Source organism: Paenibacillus taiwanensis DSM 18679 (assembly GCF_000425125.1).
Taxonomy (GTDB): domain Bacteria; phylum Bacillota; class Bacilli; order Paenibacillales; family Paenibacillaceae; genus Paenibacillus_B; species Paenibacillus_B taiwanensis.
In genome coordinates this window covers 87705-105353 of sequence record NZ_KE384306.1, presented here as the reverse complement: position 1 = coordinate 105353, position 17649 = coordinate 87705, and the positions used below count along the sequence as shown (strand labels likewise).

Sequence of the window (17649 nt, the reverse complement as noted above, 5' to 3'; positions counted from 1 at the left end):
ACCGCAGTTAGCCTGCTGCATTCATGATCGTACCACTTGCTCTTCCTTAACACGGCAGCTCAATATCATACTCCATTTGGCGTGCAGTATCCCGGGCTACCTCTCGTCCCAGCAGCCGGCTAACCATATGTAATGCCATATGAATGCCTGCGGAAATACCTGCTGAAGTGACGATACGATCCTCATCGACATATTTTACGTTTTCCACCACATGTACCTCAGGATAATCGGTGCGCAGCCATTCAATGCTGCCCCAGTGTGTCGTAGCTTGCAAACCATTTAACAAGCCAGCCTTGGCTAACAGTAGTGCGCCTGTACATACAGATGTCATCCATTGCACGGACTCATACTGGTTACGAATCCATTCGATCAGGATCGGATTATGAAGTTCTTGCCGAACTCCCTTCCCCCCTGGGATGACTAAAAGGTCATACTGTGGAGCCGTATCCAGGCTGTAATCAGGTGTTACCTTTAATCCATTACGCGCAGTTATCAACTGACCGGTCTGCGAAATCGTTGTAACCTGAAACGGCTCGTGATGATCGGGCTGCATGCGGTTAAATGCCGTCACTGCAAATACTTCAAACGGCCCGGCAAAATCAAGCACTTCTACTTCATCGAACAATAATATGCCAACCTTCCATGTTTGCATAATATACCCTCCTCCAGTATAAGTTCTTACAAGTTCATTATATGAATTGGTATAAAGAGGTTAAATGACTAAAAGGAGCTATTTTTAATTCGACATACACTTACAATAATTTTGTGATATGCACCCAACTAATGAGCCTAAAAGCAAAAAAGTCCACGCTATGGTGGACAAAGAATTGACGGAACTTCGTTTTGATTTACCTATCCACCAAGCATTACCCGATCATCTACAAATTTCTCTCCGCGCAGCCGCTCAAACTCCCGCAACAGTTTTTCTACTGTCAACTGCTTTTTCTGATCCGCTCCTATATCTAATATAATTTTCCCCTTATCCATCATGATTAATCGATTGCCGAGTCTTATCGCCTGCTCCATGTTGTGTGTGACCATTAACGTCGTCAAGGACGTTTCTCGTACAATTTTATCGGTCAATCTTGTAATCATTTCCGCCCGAGCGGGGTCCAAGGCAGCGGTATGCTCATCCAGCAGCAGCAAGCTTGGCTGCGTAAATGTTGCCATCAACAGGCTTAGTGCCTGCCTTTCTCCCCCAGACAGCAAGCCAACCTTTGCCGATAGACGATGCTCCAATCCTAAGCCTAAAATTTCAAGCTGCTCCCTAAACGAGCTTTTCCGTTGACGGCTGACACCGACGCTTAGTCCCCTCTGTCGCCCCCGCGCATAAGCTAGCGCCAAATTCTCTGCGATGGTCATTGAAGGTGCTGTACCTGCCAGCGGATCTTGGAACACCCGACCAATCCAACGGCTGCGCGTATGCTCTAACATAGCACTTACATCCCGTCCAGCAATATGAACACAACCTATATCCGGCAGCGTCACACCAGAAATCACGTTCATTAGTGTTGATTTACCTGCTCCATTACTGCCGATTACTGTCACAAAGTCGCCCTGCTTCAGGTGGAGGTTAATATGTACAAGCGCCAATTTCTCATCTGCTGTTCCTGGATTAAACAATTTACATACTTGCTGAATGTGAAGCACTATACATCACCCCCATGCTGCATTAGTTCTACCGCCCGTCTGCGGCTGTCAGCACGTTGTCTCACCGCTCTTCGAATCATGGGCAGCGTAAGTGCAATAATGACGATTACAGCTGTCAACAGCTTTAAATCGGTAGAATCAAGCTCCAACTGGAGGGCAACGGCCACGATCAGACGATACAATACTGCACCTAGCAATACAGCTAGTGTCGTACGTACAATTGTTCGGTGGCCAAATACCGCCTCCCCAATAATAACCGAGGCCAGACCAATCACGATCATACCGACACCTAACTGGATATCCGCAAATCCCTGATATTGGGCAATGAGCGCGCCTGCTAGTGCCACCATAGCATTGGACAAACCTACCCCAATAATAATCGTAGTATCCGTCCGCACACCTAAGCTTCTAATCATACGGGCGTTATCACCCGTAGCTCGCAGTGCAAGTCCAATTTCAGTTTTCAAAAATAAATCCAGAAGCAGCTTGATCGCCATAGCAACTACACCCATCACAAGGACAAACTCATACTTAAACCCATCTGTCAGTGGTGACAACAGCGTCTCCGAATTTACTAATGTTATATTTGACCTGCCCATAATTCTCAAATTAATGGAATGCAGCGCAATCATCATTAATATGCCAGACAGCAAAGCGTTTACTTTACCTTTGGTATGGATCAAACCCGTTAATATCCCTGCAAGTCCTCCCCCGATACAAGCCAGCAGCGTAGCCAGAAATGGGTTCATGCCCGAAGTGATACCTAAAGCCGCTATACCCGCTCCTGTCGTAAAGCTGCCATCAACAGTCAAATCTGGAAAATCTAAAATACGAAAGGTCAAATATACACCAAATGCCATAATCGCATACAAAAGTCCTATTTCGACAGACTTTAGCATCGCTTCCCAAAATCCAGCGTGAAGCATGTTGCTGTACCTCCTTATCGCTGTCTTATTCGAATAAGTTCTCTTGTTTCACTTCTGCTTTTATTGCAGCCGTTACGTCAAAGCCTTGAGATGCAGCCGCCTTCATATTTAGCACCAAATCTAGCTTTTCCGGATATTTCACTGCCAGATCAGCTGGTTTCTTGCCATCTTTCAAAATTTCAACCGCCATCTTGCCTGTGGAATAGCCCAGATCAAAATATTCAAAACCGTAACTGGCAACACCGCCATTTTTCACGGAATCTTTATCCGCAACAAAAGTCGGAATTTTATTGTCCGTGGCCACACTTATGACTGTAGCTAACGCACTAACAACCGTATTGTCTGAAGGTACATAAATGGCTTGTACTTTACCTACCAAAGATTCCGTCGCCTGCTTAACCTCAGAGCTATTCGCAACTGGCGCTTTTACGACCTGCAAACCGAGCTTGCTAAGCGCATCAACAGCTTGCTTCACATTGGTTTGCGTATTTTGTTCGCCTTCATTGGCAAGAATTCCTACCGATTTTATATTGGTGATATGATTAGCTATAAATTCCATTAACTTAGAAATAGCTTCAGGATGCAGATCAGCTGTGCCTGTTACATTTGCACCTGGTTTCTCGATACTTTGAACCAAACCTGCTCCAATCGGGTCTGTTACTGCTGTAAATAAAATGGGCTTATTTTTAATGTTCTGGACAGCCGCTTGAGCTGTGGGGGTGGCAATAGCCAAAACTAAATCCTTGTTATCGCTTGCAAACTTCTGCGAAATGGTCGCCGCATTACTTAGATCTCCTTGTGCATTCTGAAAGTCAATTTCAAGGGTCTCCCCCTCCACATATCCAGCGTCTTTTAGCGCTTGCACGAATCCTCTGCGTGCTTCATCAAGAGAAAGATGCTCTACAATTTGCGTAATTCCAATCTTGATCTTCTCACCGCTCTTTCCTTCTGTCCCCCCTGTACCAGCAGGGGCAGGTTCCGTTCCTTTTGCGCCGCAGGCGCTTACAACTGTCAATACAGCTAATAACACGACGAGTCCAAATTGACGACTGAATTTCATAAATCAAAATCCCCTTTCTCCGCTTAAAAGCAAGTTGGTTAACTTATCTTTTGAACCCTCTGCGAAAGCGTCATGTTGATTTTCCCTGCCTATAGCTGTAGCAATAATTGAATTGACCATCCATTAACGCAACAACTTTTTAATGCATAAAAGCACTGTATCAGCAGTGTGATATAGTGATAATGCACTACCTTAGTTAAGTGCGTCAATAATAACGGTTGATATTTATGTTATAATATGGTAAAAAATGTGTTGAAAATAAATTGTCGATTATTCTTTACTTTGTCACTCTATCGCATTAAACTGTTGCTATAATAAAAAACCGAGCATAGGTCGGTTCTACACACCGCTATGCTCAGCAGTATCATCAACAATATGAAATCGTTGCTTGTTCCTTATTTGGATTGCGATTTATCGCGGTAATCACGTCTACGAGCGACACCTGCTTCAAATGCGGCATCCACTACCGCGTCTCTGACACGCGGGACAACCTTATCGTTAAAGACCGATGGAATAATGTACACTTCGCTCAATTCATCGTCGGATACGACATCGGCAATCGCTTTTGCAGCAGCAAGCTTCATACTTTCAGTCACATGGGAAGCGCGGCAGTCCAGCAGGCCGCGGAACAAGCCAGGAAAGCACAACACATTGTTAATCTGATTCGGATAATCCGAGCGCCCTGTCGCAATAATACGCGCAATACCCTCTATCTCATCCGGATCAATTTCGGGTGTTGGGTTAGCCATTGCAAATACGATAGCATCATGTGCCATCGATTCAACGTCTGCCTTTTTGAGCACACCTGGGCCAGATACACCGATAAAGATATCTGCACCGCGGATGACTTCTGATAACGAGCCTGTCTCTTCATTAGGATTCGTCTTGGCTGCGTAGCTGTTCCATGACTCGTTCTCGTAAGTGGTCGAGCGTACTAGCGCTCCTTGGCGATCAACACCAATGACGTTTCGTGCTCCTGCTGTCTGCAACATTTCTGTACATGCCATACCCGCAGCGCCAATTCCGCACAGTACGATCTTGCAGTCTTCCAGCTTTTTCTCTACGATTCGCAGAGCGTTAAGTATACCAGCCAGCAGCACAACAGACGTACCGTGCTGATCATCATGGAAGACGGGGATGTCGAGCTTCTCCGTTAATCTGCGCTCAATATCGAAGCAGCGCGGGGCGGAAATATCCTCCAGATTAATGCCGCCGAAACCAGGTGCAATGGCAACAATCGTCTGTACAATCTCATCTGGATCCTGCGTATCAAGACAGATCGGGAACGCATCAACACCTGCAAACTGCTTGAACAGCATCGCTTTGCCTTCCATAACAGGCATTGCCGCCCGTGGCCCAATATTGCCAAGCCCAAGTACGGCCGTGCCATCGGAAATAACAGCAACGGTATCACGCTTGATCGTCAACGTAAAAGCACGATTAGGGTCTTCATGAATCGCCATACATACACGTGCCACACCTGGCGTATACACACGTGACAGATCGTCACGGTTCCGAATCGGAACTTTAGGCTGCATTTCGATCTTACCGCCTAAGTGAAGCAAGAAAGTCTGGTCCGAGATATTTACAATACGTACACCCTCCAGCGGCTTCAGGCGCTGGACGATTCGGTCTCCGACACTCCCATCGTACACATTTACCGTAATGTCTCTTACGGTTGAGGTGGCTGCGCTTCTAATTACGTCGATTGCGACGATATCTCCACCGCCCTCGCCAATTGCCGCTGCGACCTGGGCAAAGGTACACTTGCTCTTGTCAATTTCCATTCGGATAATAATGTTAGTGCTTGAGCCTAACGATTTGGCCATTGGTGCTACACTCCTTTAAGCGGTTGTTTAGATGTCCGTACCCTCTTGCTTGTGTAACTACGCGGTGTTCCTGCTGCCGTCCTATGCAAGCTACATCTACGCAGGATAAGTGCTTCGGAATCGTAAACATCGTTATAAGCGTTCCATGATACCCGCGAGCAACGCTGCTCGCCTTGGTATGTCTTCCACGTGTACATGTTCGTGTACAACATGGACACCGTCTCCTCGTGCGCCAGCCCGTCCAATGTTGGCACGCCGCAAGCCGCTATGAAATTGCCGTCGCTGACTCCAGCTTGTACCTGGCTATGCAAGATGAAAGATGCAAGTCAAGCTCCTCAAGCGCCACAAGCTGAGCCAAGTGATATAAGCTTCCGGTGGTATCCGTTCTCTCCATCGGCGGACGATTCATATACCCTTTCATATGCAGGCAAATATCGAGATGGAACGGTGTTACCTCTTTCATCTTCGTCATCCTCTGTCCAAAATCCTCCATTGTTCGCACACGAATCTCAATTTCCGTGTCCACAAGTGTGAGAACAGCGTCAACAAACATTCATAATCCCAACGTTTACAATGCTTATGACAATACCTGCTACAATGCTTGCTTACAAGTTTACATAGCTGCCTCGTTTATGATTTCCCCCTCATTCAGCTTTACAAATGAAATACGATTTCCAACCCAGCCGATGCACCCGCCTTCAGTGTTTTGACACCTGCATAGGCCGCTCATCCTTCAGCACTACCCTACTAACATGCAAAAAACCCATCCCCTACTATAATGTGCTAAGGGAATGGGTTTCTTATGAATGCTGTTATATGCAATAGCTCAACTTCAACTTACGAGCACAAAGCTGCTGCACTGCAACTGCAATATGCCAATTGCAGTAAGCTGTCTAGTCTCTAGTGACTGTTGCATAGTTCACGTATTCGCCCTTCTCATACCCTACCTTTGCGCCCAGCAGTTGCGCGATATCACGCAGCGGCACATACACGGTGGAGTCCTTCATGATAGGAGCGACATCCAGTTTCTTGGTCACAACGCTGCCATCAACCGTCACTTGCTTGCTGTTTAGTTTTATTATAATTACTTTACCTGTAAGATCCTCTACGATACGCGCCTGCGACGCTTTGCTGTCCCATTTTACATCTGCATCCAAATGCTCAGCTACATAACGAAGTGGAACCATCGTTACGCCGTTTTTTACAAAAGGAGCAGGACCATCAATCAACCAATCGTCATATTTGCCTTCTGCAAGCGGCAGGGCCACATATTTGCGTGAAATGCCCGCGTCCTTCAACAACTGATGAACCGTGGAATCAGGACTGAAATGACGCAACCATTGACCTGGCGTTAGGGTCTGTTCCAATACATTCACAGCATTTGTTGTGTTGATTTTGTCAGTTGTAACTGGCGAATTATGACTTTTCACCTCTGTAGATGCTTTAAACGTAATTCCTGAGAGCGGAACATCTTCAGATTGAGGCAACGCTATGTTTACTTCCATATTCGTTTTGTTCAGGTTTAATGCTGCATCAGCATAAAGATCCAGCTTCAGCTTCGTCTTATTGCCGAGGACAACAGCCATGTCAGCATCTTCTTTAACCACTTGAGTCCAAGCCTTATCCAGCTCATCAAGTGATTTTTCTCCATTCTCTTTTAACCACTTAAATGCTATAAGAGCGAATACTTCTCCATCTTTTATCATATTTGTCGATTTCTCACTTACACCGTATGCCTCCATCGACTGTCCAACCAATGGTCCATACAATTTGCCGACTTCTGTTAACCAAGCTTTAGTTCCTTGCTCATCTGCCAGTATTGACTTCAAGAAGCCGCGCACCCAGCCAATCGTTTCGTCAGCACCAAATTCCATATGTATTTGGCTCAAGGATTGGGATTGGCCAAAAATTTGCTCCGTAACTGGTGTAACTGTTGTTACTTTAGGGTTAGGGGCATGCTTAGTGAAAAACTTGACCATCGATTTGCGGAATTGCTTTAGCTGTTCCACATCCAATTGCGGGATGTCCAGCGCTTCCATTTCTTTTGTCGTTGCAGGGATAACTAGCGGTGTTTTGCCGCCTTCTACTTGGACTACCACTTGCTTGTCATCTACTGCAAGTTGAAACGGCACACTCTTGCCTGCAATCTTGATCGTGCCGCTTGAGGATACACGATCAGGTGATTCCATCTTTGTTGCCATATCAAGCTGAAACCCGTTAATAAGGTTAATAAACTGGCTTTCCTCAGACGTTAACTCGGCATCCTTGCTGACATCAAGCTTAATGCTCACAGATTCCTTCGTCTCCGCCGACTTCAAGTCAGCAGTCTTGTTAACCACTTCCCCAATATCTACACCGCCTACTGACTGACACCCCGTAAGTACAATAAGTAATGCTGCTAGCATAGCAGCTAGACTTGCTCGTATGCGCATGTACTCATTCCTCCCCTTCAAAATAGGTACAAACTTTATAAAGATCGTGATTCCACTCTATTATGTATTCATTTAGAGGGGTTGTAAAGAAACGATTACAAGTGCGGGGCAAGCTTGATCTTACAAAAGTTCCATTCTGAACAAAAAATAGACTTCCTACTCGGAAGTCTATGCTCTCAGCTGCCTGAATCAGCCTTTATTGTTGTTTACTAGCTATAAACGACGCTACATCTAATGCTGCTGCCAGACGCCACCATTCTTGATGCGATGCGCTCTGACCAGGCTCCAGCGTAGACAGAGGTCCAAGTGTCTCCAGTTCCAGCATATGCTCATTGGTATAACATTCGAACGAACAGCCGCCATCTGGATATGCTGCACCTTGTTGATGCTCATGACTAATTTCAAATGCGGTTCCATTATAAAAATAAGCAGCCCATCCTGGTTCATTTCCTATGCCTAGTTTAAATGCTCCAGCGGCATCAGGGCACTGGCGAATCGTAATATGATCTTCTCCCCAAACTACTCGGTCATCATTCATTCGTGAATACGGCCATAATACAACAGCACGGTTCGGCAGCAGACCGGTTTCTCGTTTGGTTTGCGGGATTATAGCGGTTCCACCCTGCGCCATCACATTAATCGACCATGGTGCTACCTGTATCGGATAAGCGCCCTCATTTGTAATACGATGAATAAGGAGAACCTGGTCCTCGGTAAATATAATCTCTATTTGCTTCTTGATGAGCGACCATTGCTCAATTGGAGACGTCAGCACAACCCCCTGACCAGTAGGACTCCATTCAATAGGCTGGTCGTCTGGAGCATACGTGCGCGGATAAGCTTCAGGACTAACCCACAGACGGTGTCCGCCTCGAAGCAGCCAACCGTCGCTGCCCATTTTATGAAACGCTTCGCCATACTGAGCCACGTCCCCCTTTGCATCATGGAACAATACATTTTCACCACCACGCAGGCTAAAATGCATAATTCGAATCCCATAATCCAACGGAATAATCATTGTGTAGCGTTTATTGTCCAATCGAAGACTACGACCAAATCGGGGGTCCTCCACCATACTTGTCATCATATGCGCCATTTAATCGCCTCTTTTCCTGCCCTGTCTACACAGCTTCTTCTGGCAGTCATCACAAAGGGAAACTGCCTTGCCTTAATTAATTTATTGATGAGTCCGTCAAGCCAAGATAATTAATAAATCGCTCAAACGCAGCTTGCCCTTCTGCATTTCGTTTAAACACTCCAGCTTGCCCTAAAATTTCGACAAATGTATGCCCAATTTCCTGCTTGATCAGATGCTCTGCATGTTGCAAACTGTTATCGCTACCGTAACGTGCTATTAAGCTATCTATCCACACACGGTGTACAGCCAGTGGATCATGAGCTTGCATGTTTGCTTTGTATTGCTCCCACGATTGCTCACCCGTCAACAATGTGGCAATCAGCTTGCTGGATTGCTGCAACCGCGCTGGCAAAATCGCAAGTCCCATCACCTCGATTAAACCAACGTTCTCTTGCTTGATATGGTGCATTTCATGGTGCGGATGGAATATACCTTCTGGATATTCACTGCTCGTGCGATTGTTCCGCAGCACTAGATCAACTTCATATGCAGTCCCCCGTCGTCTGACGATCGGCGTAACTGTATTATGAGGAATACGGCTGTTCCCTTCTTCCGTAAAAGCGATAATACCAACTTCAGGATCGGTATACACCTGCCAAGCTGTAAATATCGTGTACGCAACTTCAATCAGCCTTTCCCGCTCATGACCCGAAATACGCAGCACCGACATCGGCCACCGTACAATACTGACCTGAATCTCCTCATCCTGTGGATAAACAAATGTACGCTCAGCTATCGCTCTTTCTATAGGAAATGTATGCCGTCCAGCTTGAAAATGATCGTGACTTAAAATGGAGCCGCCAACAATCGGCAAATCCGCATTGGTACCGATAAAATAGTGCGGGAATTGCTCTGTAAAATCCAACAATCTATGGAAAGTAGCTTTCGTCAGCTTCATCGGTACGTGATCGTGGCGAAGCACGATGCTGTGCTCATTGTAATATACATAAGGAGAGTATTGAAAATGCCACGCTTCTCCATGCAGCGTCAATGGGATGACACGCAAGTTTTGGCGGGCCGGATGATTGGCACGACCACCATATCCAACATTGTCCACACAGAGCAAACAAGATGGATAATGAGAAACCGCTGCCTGCCTCGCCTCAGCAATCTCCTGCGGGCTTTTCTCAGGCTTCGAGACATTAATCGTCATTTCGAATACCCCGTATTTGCTCTCGTACAGCCAATAATCGTTGTTTTGGACGCGATCCATTCGAATGTAATTGCTGTCTACGCATAACCGATAGAACTCATTCGTGGCTTGTGCAATGCCACTCTCGCGTTCTGTTCTTCTGAAAGCTGCCTCCGTCTCAGACGGTCGAGACATGAGCACTCCCATAATACGTGCGTCGAGCAGGTCACGTTGTGTCGTAGAGTGGTCAGAAATCAAGCCGATCACTTGACCGTAATCCAGCAATAAGCCCAAAAGTTGATGCGGTGTATTGGCCGCCTCGGTACTCGTCTTGTATGTTGCCTCGTATCCAGTCCACGGCTCTGCCAATTGGAACATATCCAGCAATACGTTACGTACATAAGGACAATCCAATTTACCCATTAATCGCTTGGATAGCGCGTAACGAATTAACTCCTCAATAGCCCATTGCGCCTGCTCCATTGGTGTCATCTGGTTTAACACAATCGCCCCTTGACCTTTATCCATCTCTCCCATAAAAGCAACCTCCCACGTTCCCTCAATCGGCGTCTCTAATGATGTGCAATTACGATTCAATGTAACCATGCGGACGTGCGGTATGCCAACGCCATGCGCTCTCAACAATTTGCTCCAGTTTGTCACGTCGCGGCGACCAGCCGAGCACTCGGCGCGCCTTATCTGCTGAAGCGATCAAAATTGCCGGATCGCCAGCACGGCGTTCACGAATAGCTGTTGGAATCGGTCGCCCGGTCACTTGCTCCGCCGTACGAATCACTTCAAGCACCGAGAAGCCCTGCCCATTGCCGAGGTTAAAAATGTCACTTTTTCCGCCATCTCTCAAATAATGAAGTGCAAGCACATGCGCATCTGCCAAGTCACTCACATGGATATAATCGCGGACACAAGTGCCGTCCGCAGTCGGATAATCGCTGCCGAACACAGTAATCTCCTCCCGCTGGCCCAATGCAGTTTGCAGCACGATTGGGACCAAATGGGATTCCGGGCGGTGGTCTTCACCGATTTGGCCGCTCTCATGGGCTCCAGCCGCATTAAAATAACGTAAAGAAACGTATTGTATGTCGTGTGCCTGATCGAACCAGCGCATCATACGCTCCATCGTCAGCTTCGTTTCCCCATATACGCTTGTCGGCTCTGTACGATCTGTTTCCACGATTGGAACACGTTCTGGTTCACCGTATGTAGCCGCAGTAGAAGAAAATACAATCCGTTTGACACCATAATCTTTCATAACATCAAGCAGTACACCTGTCCCGCTGACGTTGTTGTCATAATACTTGCCTGGCTTAACCATGCTCTCCCCTACCAAGGAATAAGCTGCAAAATGAATGACCGCATCAATGCTATGCTTTGTAAATACTTCGTTTAAAAACGCCTTGTCACGTATATCCCCAATCTCTAGTGTGCCGGCTGTTACCGCTTCACGATGCCCTGTCTCCAAATTATCCACTATTACAACTTCTTCTCCACGCGCAATCAGCTCCGCAACCGTATGTGAACCAATGTACCCCGCTCCACCTGTAACTAATACTGCCATATATATAACCTCCTCAAAATATAAAAACGCTGCTATTTAATAGATTCATTATGAATGATCAGATTCATATGAATGACTAGATTTATACGCATGATTAGATTTATGCGAGACATTAATTATTGGGCCATTGTAGCTCCATCACACCATCGCCTACGTCACATACGTAAAAGTCAGGCCTAACACCCGTATGCCTCTCATAGTTTGCACCAACGGTCTGAACAAACTCTTCAACGGCTGCTTGTTCCACTAACGATATCGTACAGCCTCCAAATCCAGCTCCTGTCATCCGTGAACCGATCGTACCTTTAATCGCGCGAGCTTCTTGAACCATAACGTCCAGTTCCTCACAGCTGACTTCGTACAGATCGCGTAACGATTCGTGGGATGCATTCATTAGCTCCCCGAATGTGAGCAGGTCTCCTTGCTGAAGCGCTGCCATCGATTGCTTCACACGCTCATTTTCCAATACAACATGTTCTGCGCGTTGGCACACAATACGATCTGTCAATACGTGTTTGGCTTGCTGGAACTGTTCACTTGTCAAATGTGCTAAATAGGTCAGCTCTGGGAACACCTGCTTCAGCTGTACAACAGCTTCATCACACTGTGTGCGGCGCTCATTGTATTGGGAATCCACTAGTCCACGGCGCTTGTTCGTATTACCTATAATAAGCTTATACCCTTGAATTTGGAAAGGGACATGCTCATAATGCAAGGAGTCACAATCAATGAATATCGCGTGATCCTGCTTCCCATGTGAAACGGCAAACTGGTCCATAATACCACTGTTAACCCCGACAAACTTATTCTCTGCCCGCTGTGACAACTGCGCAAGCGCTGTGCGATCAACCGAATATCCTTCCAAAGTCATGAAGGCGTACCCCATGACTACCTCTAATGACGCTGATGAAGACAGTCCCGCTCCATTCGGAATGTTGCCAGCTACCAAGAGATCGTACCCCGTTGTCAACGGCTGGCCCGCCATTTTCATCTCATGGACTACACCAAGAGCATAATCTGTCCACTCGTCTGACTTGCTTGTTGGCAATTCATCAATAGAAAAGCTAGCTAATTGTTCAAACTGTACACTTGCAAGCCGCAGCATACGGTCTGCATTCGCCCTGATAAGCAAATAAGTTCCAAGTTGCAGGGCAGCCGGCAGCACATATCCGCCATTGTAATCAATATGTTCACCAATCAGATTGACACGTCCAGGAGCATGGAACAATCGTATCCCCTCTTGATTGAAACTATAATGTTGTTCAAATAAGCGCAGTAGATTATTCATATCCATATCCGGTCAACCTCCTAAGTGTGTAAGCATCACGTTACTGTTTATTACAGTTAATCATACTTCGAACTCCGTTTACTTATAATAGTTGGATGTGAACTTCATATGGACAAATGTGATATAGTAACTAGAAATGACATCTAAACTACGGGCAACATGCTGCACACAATTCGTATTTCCCTATACTTCATTTCATGCGCCTCTGATCGATGGAGTTATCCCTGTACGCGCGATGACAACTTAAACCATGCAGACATAACTAGCATGTTCATTCTAAATAATTAGCACGTTTATTCCATGTACACAGCATATTTTTGAAGGAGGCCCCGTGTAATGAACTCAATTACCGATGATGGACAAAATAGCTCCCCTTTAAATGCCGACTTGATGCTGCCTCTTGATGAAGGTAATAGTAGAACCAACACTCTCGATACCTATGAAGTGTCAACGAATCCGTCAGCAGCGGAGCAGGACGGTCTTCACGTGTTGTTTACTGGCGAAAGCCAGACGAAACCCGGGCATAAGCTCGGGCCTAAATTTTACGATTATTATTTACTTCATCATGTAATAGACGGCTGTGGTGAATTCGCAACGGAGTCACGTACTTACAAGCTCGGGCCAGGTGATGCGTTTCTGATCACGCCCAATCAATTGGTCAGTTATGTGTCCAATCCTCATCATCCTTGGCGATATCAGTGGATCGCCGTCAAGGGGAATCAAGCGGAATCAATTTTTCGGCAAGGCGGGCTGACGACGGAGCAACCTGTCGTGCATTGCTCTGGCACTCTTGCAGCAACGTGGATGCAGCCTATACGGACTGCATTTCAAGCTAGAGAGCATACGTGCAACCTGACCGCTGTTGGTTGTCTGCATCTTATGATGGCAGCCTATGCTAGCCAGCAGCAGCGTGTAGATGAGCTCGTCCCTCTAAAGCCGGAAAACGAGGCCCAGCAAATCGTACGTCATATGATACGTATGATGTCCACCCAATACGCGCACCCGTTCACAATGGAGCAAATGGCGTCCAGTCTGGGATACAACAGAGCGTATTTGTCCAGATTATTTAAGCAGGCTGCTGGCATGTCGCCCGTGACGTTTCTTCTAAAATTAAGAATTGACAAGGGTAGATTGCTGCTTCGGGAACGACCCGAGCTCACAGTCGAGCAAATTGCAGCTTCTGTAGGTATACCGGACGCCTTATATTTTTCTAAACAATTTCGCAGGTTCTATCAACAAGCTCCAACACAGTATCGGAAGCAGGTTATGCACGTAAAACAGGAGCACTCCAGTTCCAGTTCATCGTCACCTATCAAATAAAAGTTGGTACACGCAGATTGTATATACCAATTATGAAAATGACTGTAAAGGGCAGAACGCTGTATGAAACGCGCCCTGCCCCCACCTCCCTCTTACAGCTCCATCTGACGAAGTGCAGCCGCCATCGGTGCGTAAACCTGCTCGTACCTAGCTGCATACAGCCTATGACGCACCGCATCAGGATCGATCCGCGTAACTCCTCGTTGCTCGATCAAGCCCTGAAGTTCGGTCGCGCTAGTTATATGCCCCGTGCCGATTAAAGCAGCATAAGCTGCTCCTAAAAGAGTCGCTTCATCAACTGGGGGCACGATCAGTGTGGCGTTGCCTACGTCTGCTTTCATTTGTAACCACGTGCGAATCCGAGTTCCACCCCCGACAGCACGAATTTCCCTAATCTTCTCGCCTGACACCTGCTCTGCGCTTCTGCGGATCATTTCTAACTGATACGCCGTGCCCTCGCATACGGCCCGTACCAGTTCCGCTTTGCCGCTAGCATAAGATAAACCAATAAATGCAGCACGTGTTTTAGAGTTTGGATAAGGTGCCCCACTGCCTGAAAGATAAGGGAAAAATAAAGCCTGCCCAGGTCCATCAGGCACATCAGCTATTAGGGCCTTCATTTCATCATATGTCAGCGCATCGTCTGCCAACTGCTTGCGAATCCACTCCAGCGCTCCACCAGAAGCCGCATTTCCTCCCATCCAAAACTGATAGCCGGGTACAACATGAAAGCCATAAGATAAGCCAGTATCAAATTCGGCTTGTCCCAAAGGGCGTGGCTTCATTAAGCCTACCAAAGTTTCAGCTGTTCCCATAGAAGCAAACACATCACCTGGATGCACCGCACCTACAGCCAAAGAAGCGCAGACATGATCGTGGCCGCCAATTGCCACTGTCGTTCCTTCGCTCAGCCCAAGCACGTTTGTTAGCTCAGTCGTAACTTTACCTAGCGGGCTGCCACTTGGCAGCACTTGAGGAAATAGGTCCTGCGGCAAGCCAAATTGTTGCAGCCACTCTGTATCCCAACGCTCATGACGGATATCATAGGCGAAAGTACGTGTCGCTAATGTTGGATCACAGGCCATGACACCGCTCAGTCGATAAGCAATAAAGCCTGACATTGTGAGCCATACGGCGTCATTGAACATACTTGCATCTTGATTATGCAGCCATAACAGTTTAGGCAGACCGTGCTTAAATGACAAATGCAAGCCTGAGCGTTGGAATAATGCGAGTGGGGCGTCCGACTGCCGGATTCGTTCCGCTTGTGGTGTCGAGCATGTCTCAAACCACGGCAAACAAGGTGATTGAACCTTACCAGTTGACCGATTGACAAGTAATCCGCTCTCCGCCATACTGGCGATGCCAATCGCCGCCACTTGAGTAACCCCTGTCTGTGCAAGCACTTCTTTGATCATTGCAATGACGTCATTCCACAATTGCTCCGGATCATAAACAGAATACCCTTGCCCAGTCTCGATAACAGTTGTTGGACGGCTAGACAGTGCCAGTACATGTCCTTCTTCATCAAATAATCCTACTTTTCGATTGCTTGTTCCTAAGTCTATTCCCATCATGTACACCACTAGGTAGCTCCCCCGTTTCAAACCTATATTTAATATGAAGTATAGGTTACATTATGTTATGCATTAATTTAATAATGAAATAATCTTTCAATAGGAAGTGTTATCGGCTCACTATGTACTGATGGATAAAGAACCGCAATAGTGCTTATGATTTGCTCATGTACGTATAAGCATTCTCAAGCAGTTGCCCCATCGGGTCACGGAATATAGCGACTGCCTCGTGATCCATCGAAGTAGGAGTCCGGTTCATAAGAACGATCCCTGCGCGTCTTCCCATCTGCGCAAAGCTTGCAGCAGGCTGGACCGACAAAGACGTTCCTCCGATAATGAGCAGATCTGCTTGCTGTACATAATGGATGGCACGTTCAACGACAGCATCATTTAACGTTTCTCCATAAAGTACAACGTCCGGCTTTAAGACACCGCCACAATCCGGGCAAGTCGGTATAACGGAGGTGGAATCTAACACAACAGATAAATCGAATCGCTTATGACAACTTAAACAGTCATTCCGGTGAACGGAACCGTGCAGTTCAAGCACCTCGGAACTGCCAGCTGCCTGATGCAGGCCGTCAATATTTTGCGTAATAATCGCTTTTAGCTTGCCAGCTTGCTCTAGCCGAGCCAATGTACGATGTGCTCCGTTAGGCTTGGCATGCGGATGCAGCAGCTTTTGGCGATAGAATGTATAAAACATCTGCAGGTCACGCTCAAAAAATGGACGGCTCACCATCACTTCTGGAGGATGAGGAAAGTCCGATTTCTCTTCAAATACGCCTCCGGTAGAACGGAAGTCAGGAATACCGCTCTCTGTAGAAGTTCCAGCGCCCCCAAAAAAAACGATCCGCCTGCTTCCACTCAGTAACTCAGCCAGTTTGTGGACCTGCGTTTCGTATGACTTCGCTTGGTTAGAAGAATGATCCTGTTGGGTCACTTCATAACCTCCTTATAACAAATGTACTTCTCTCAGTATACATGGGAATAATATTTTGCGAAAATAGTGGGTCAGCTTAATTGGAGACTGATGATGGATAAACCTGATAAGCAGCAGTACAGTACCTAACTTTTTGTTGTAACTTATATCGTTACATCAAATATGAAGATCGCCATTTCAGTTGCTCGGCAAAACATACGATACTCATGCAGTTTCCACATGTCTTGTCCTTCTTGCATTTGTTGCTCTTCTTGCTCTTCTGACCCTTCTCTTCTTTACTCTTCTTTACTCTTCTGACTCTTCTTGCTTTTTCGCTTTTTCGCTTTTTTTGCTCAACTAGTGCTTCTTGCTCTTATTGTACTTGCTGTCCTTCCAGTCGCACACACATCGACTTTCCGTTCCTGCTGGATCTTCGTCGTTTTTTGCTATTTCTCGTTCTCTCTCACGCGTTCTTACTACTTACTTTTTACTTCTTACATCTTACTCCACCTCGTCCTTGCCCGTTTTTACTCAATTCTACTATTGTGCTCTTATCTTAGTGTACTTTCCTTTTCACCCCGTTCTCCCGTCTAACCTTACTCTCTTCTGCCCTTTCTAACGCACCTGGCCTTCCTCTCACTAACTGCACACTCCATATCTGTTACCATGCTCGCCCATCCGACCTTACTCACATCCCACCGCACACTCCACACCTGTTAAGCTCGTTTTTCCTGCTTATATCGCCAATTCCGCCTCTCCTTTTACTCGTTAAGGCTGATTTTGCGGCTTATTTCCATTC

At 46.6% G+C, this 17649-nt stretch carries 14 protein-coding genes; 1 reads left to right on the top strand and 13 read right to left on the bottom strand.

Going from position 1 to position 17649, the window contains the following annotated elements; all coding sequences use genetic code 11:
- Nucleotides 1-46: 46 nt before the first annotated feature.
- From H509_RS0109255 to H509_RS0109205, 11 genes are all read right to left on the bottom strand, one after another.
- A complete protein-coding gene (locus H509_RS0109255; RefSeq protein ID WP_036696874.1) occupies nucleotides 47-652 on the bottom strand; it encodes a DJ-1/PfpI family protein in 606 nt (201 codons plus the stop codon).
- Between the two features lie 200 nt (nucleotides 653-852).
- Nucleotides 853-1650 carry an ABC transporter ATP-binding protein gene (locus H509_RS0109250; RefSeq protein WP_028544841.1) on the bottom strand — a complete coding sequence of 266 codons (798 nt, stop codon included), beginning with the start codon at nucleotides 1648-1650 and terminating at the stop codon, nucleotides 853-855.
- The gene (locus H509_RS0109245; RefSeq protein WP_051286917.1) at nucleotides 1650-2576 is read right to left on the bottom strand and encodes an ABC transporter permease; all 927 of its coding nucleotides are present in this window, start codon (nucleotides 2574-2576) and stop codon (nucleotides 1650-1652) included. The genes H509_RS0109250 and H509_RS0109245 overlap by 1 nt, the downstream gene beginning before the upstream one ends.
- A gap of 25 nt (nucleotides 2577-2601) precedes the next feature.
- Nucleotides 2602-3636 carry an ABC transporter substrate-binding protein gene (locus H509_RS0109240; protein WP_028544839.1) on the bottom strand — a complete coding sequence of 345 codons (1035 nt, stop codon included), beginning with the start codon at nucleotides 3634-3636 and terminating at the stop codon, nucleotides 2602-2604.
- A 395-nt stretch (nucleotides 3637-4031) separates the two neighbouring features.
- A complete protein-coding gene (locus H509_RS0109235; RefSeq protein ID WP_028544838.1) occupies nucleotides 4032-5465 on the bottom strand; it encodes an NAD-dependent malic enzyme in 1434 nt (477 codons plus the stop codon).
- A 265-nt stretch (nucleotides 5466-5730) separates the two neighbouring features.
- Nucleotides 5731-5937, bottom strand: coding sequence for a hypothetical protein (locus tag H509_RS0109230; protein ID WP_157277598.1), 207 nt, complete (start codon nucleotides 5935-5937; stop codon nucleotides 5731-5733).
- A 421-nt stretch (nucleotides 5938-6358) separates the two neighbouring features.
- A complete protein-coding gene (locus H509_RS0109225; protein ID WP_028544836.1) occupies nucleotides 6359-7897 on the bottom strand; it encodes a copper amine oxidase N-terminal domain-containing protein in 1539 nt (512 codons plus the stop codon).
- 196 nt (nucleotides 7898-8093) lie between these two features.
- A complete protein-coding gene (locus H509_RS0109220; RefSeq protein ID WP_028544835.1) occupies nucleotides 8094-8993 on the bottom strand; it encodes a hypothetical protein in 900 nt (299 codons plus the stop codon).
- Nucleotides 8994-9069: 76 nt separating this feature from the next.
- A complete protein-coding gene (locus H509_RS0109215; protein WP_084159191.1) occupies nucleotides 9070-10695 on the bottom strand; it encodes a UDP-glucose--hexose-1-phosphate uridylyltransferase in 1626 nt (541 codons plus the stop codon).
- 58 nt (nucleotides 10696-10753) lie between these two features.
- On the bottom strand, nucleotides 10754-11743 hold the full coding sequence (galE, locus tag H509_RS0109210; RefSeq protein ID WP_028544833.1) for a UDP-glucose 4-epimerase GalE: 990 nt from the start codon (nucleotides 11741-11743) through the stop codon (nucleotides 10754-10756).
- Between the two features lie 112 nt (nucleotides 11744-11855).
- Nucleotides 11856-13037: a galactokinase gene (locus tag H509_RS0109205; RefSeq protein ID WP_028544832.1), complete on the bottom strand. Its 1182-nt coding sequence runs from the start codon at nucleotides 13035-13037 to the stop codon at nucleotides 11856-11858.
- A gap of 330 nt (nucleotides 13038-13367) precedes the next feature.
- On the opposite strand from H509_RS0109205, the gene H509_RS24775 reads away from it, so the two are divergent.
- Nucleotides 13368-14351 (top strand): helix-turn-helix domain-containing protein, encoded by a 984-nt coding sequence (locus tag H509_RS24775; protein ID WP_084159135.1) that lies wholly within the window; start codon nucleotides 13368-13370, stop codon nucleotides 14349-14351.
- A gap of 92 nt (nucleotides 14352-14443) precedes the next feature.
- Here the strand turns inward: H509_RS24775 and H509_RS0109195 are convergent, their stop codons facing one another.
- On the bottom strand, nucleotides 14444-15925 hold the full coding sequence (locus H509_RS0109195; protein WP_245596013.1) for an FGGY-family carbohydrate kinase: 1482 nt from the start codon (nucleotides 15923-15925) through the stop codon (nucleotides 14444-14446).
- Nucleotides 15926-16082: 157 nt separating this feature from the next.
- Nucleotides 16083-16871, bottom strand: a complete 789-nt coding sequence (locus H509_RS0109190) for an NAD-dependent protein deacylase (RefSeq protein WP_051286916.1) — start codon at nucleotides 16869-16871, stop codon at nucleotides 16083-16085.
- Nucleotides 16872-17649 lie beyond the last annotated feature (778 nt).

Excerpts from the sequence above, each read along its gene's own strand:
- H509_RS0109255 (WP_036696874.1), bottom strand. The coding sequence starts at position 652 with ATGCAAACATGGAAGGTTGGCATATTATTGTTCGATGAAGTAGAAGTG.
- H509_RS0109245 (WP_051286917.1), bottom strand. The coding sequence starts at position 2,576 with ATGCTTCACGCTGGATTTTGGGAAGCGATGCTAAAGTCTGTCGAAATA.
- H509_RS0109240 (WP_028544839.1), bottom strand. The coding sequence starts at position 3,636 with ATGAAATTCAGTCGTCAATTTGGACTCGTCGTGTTATTAGCTGTATTG.
- H509_RS0109235 (WP_028544838.1), bottom strand. The coding sequence starts at position 5,465 with ATGGCCAAATCGTTAGGCTCAAGCACTAACATTATTATCCGAATGGAA.
- H509_RS0109230 (WP_157277598.1), bottom strand. The coding sequence starts at position 5,937 with ATGACGAAGATGAAAGAGGTAACACCGTTCCATCTCGATATTTGCCTG.
- H509_RS0109225 (WP_028544836.1), bottom strand. The coding sequence starts at position 7,897 with ATGCGCATACGAGCAAGTCTAGCTGCTATGCTAGCAGCATTACTTATT.
- H509_RS0109220 (WP_028544835.1), bottom strand. The coding sequence starts at position 8,993 with ATGGCGCATATGATGACAAGTATGGTGGAGGACCCCCGATTTGGTCGT.
- H509_RS0109215 (WP_084159191.1), bottom strand. The coding sequence starts at position 10,695 with ATGGATAAAGGTCAAGGGGCGATTGTGTTAAACCAGATGACACCAATG.
- galE (WP_028544833.1), bottom strand. The coding sequence starts at position 11,743 with ATGGCAGTATTAGTTACAGGTGGAGCGGGGTACATTGGTTCACATACG.
- H509_RS0109205 (WP_028544832.1), bottom strand. The coding sequence starts at position 13,037 with ATGGATATGAATAATCTACTGCGCTTATTTGAACAACATTATAGTTTC.
- H509_RS24775 (WP_084159135.1), top strand. The coding sequence starts at position 13,368 with ATGAACTCAATTACCGATGATGGACAAAATAGCTCCCCTTTAAATGCC.
- H509_RS0109195 (WP_245596013.1), bottom strand. The coding sequence starts at position 15,925 with ATGGGAATAGACTTAGGAACAAGCAATCGAAAAGTAGGATTATTTGAT.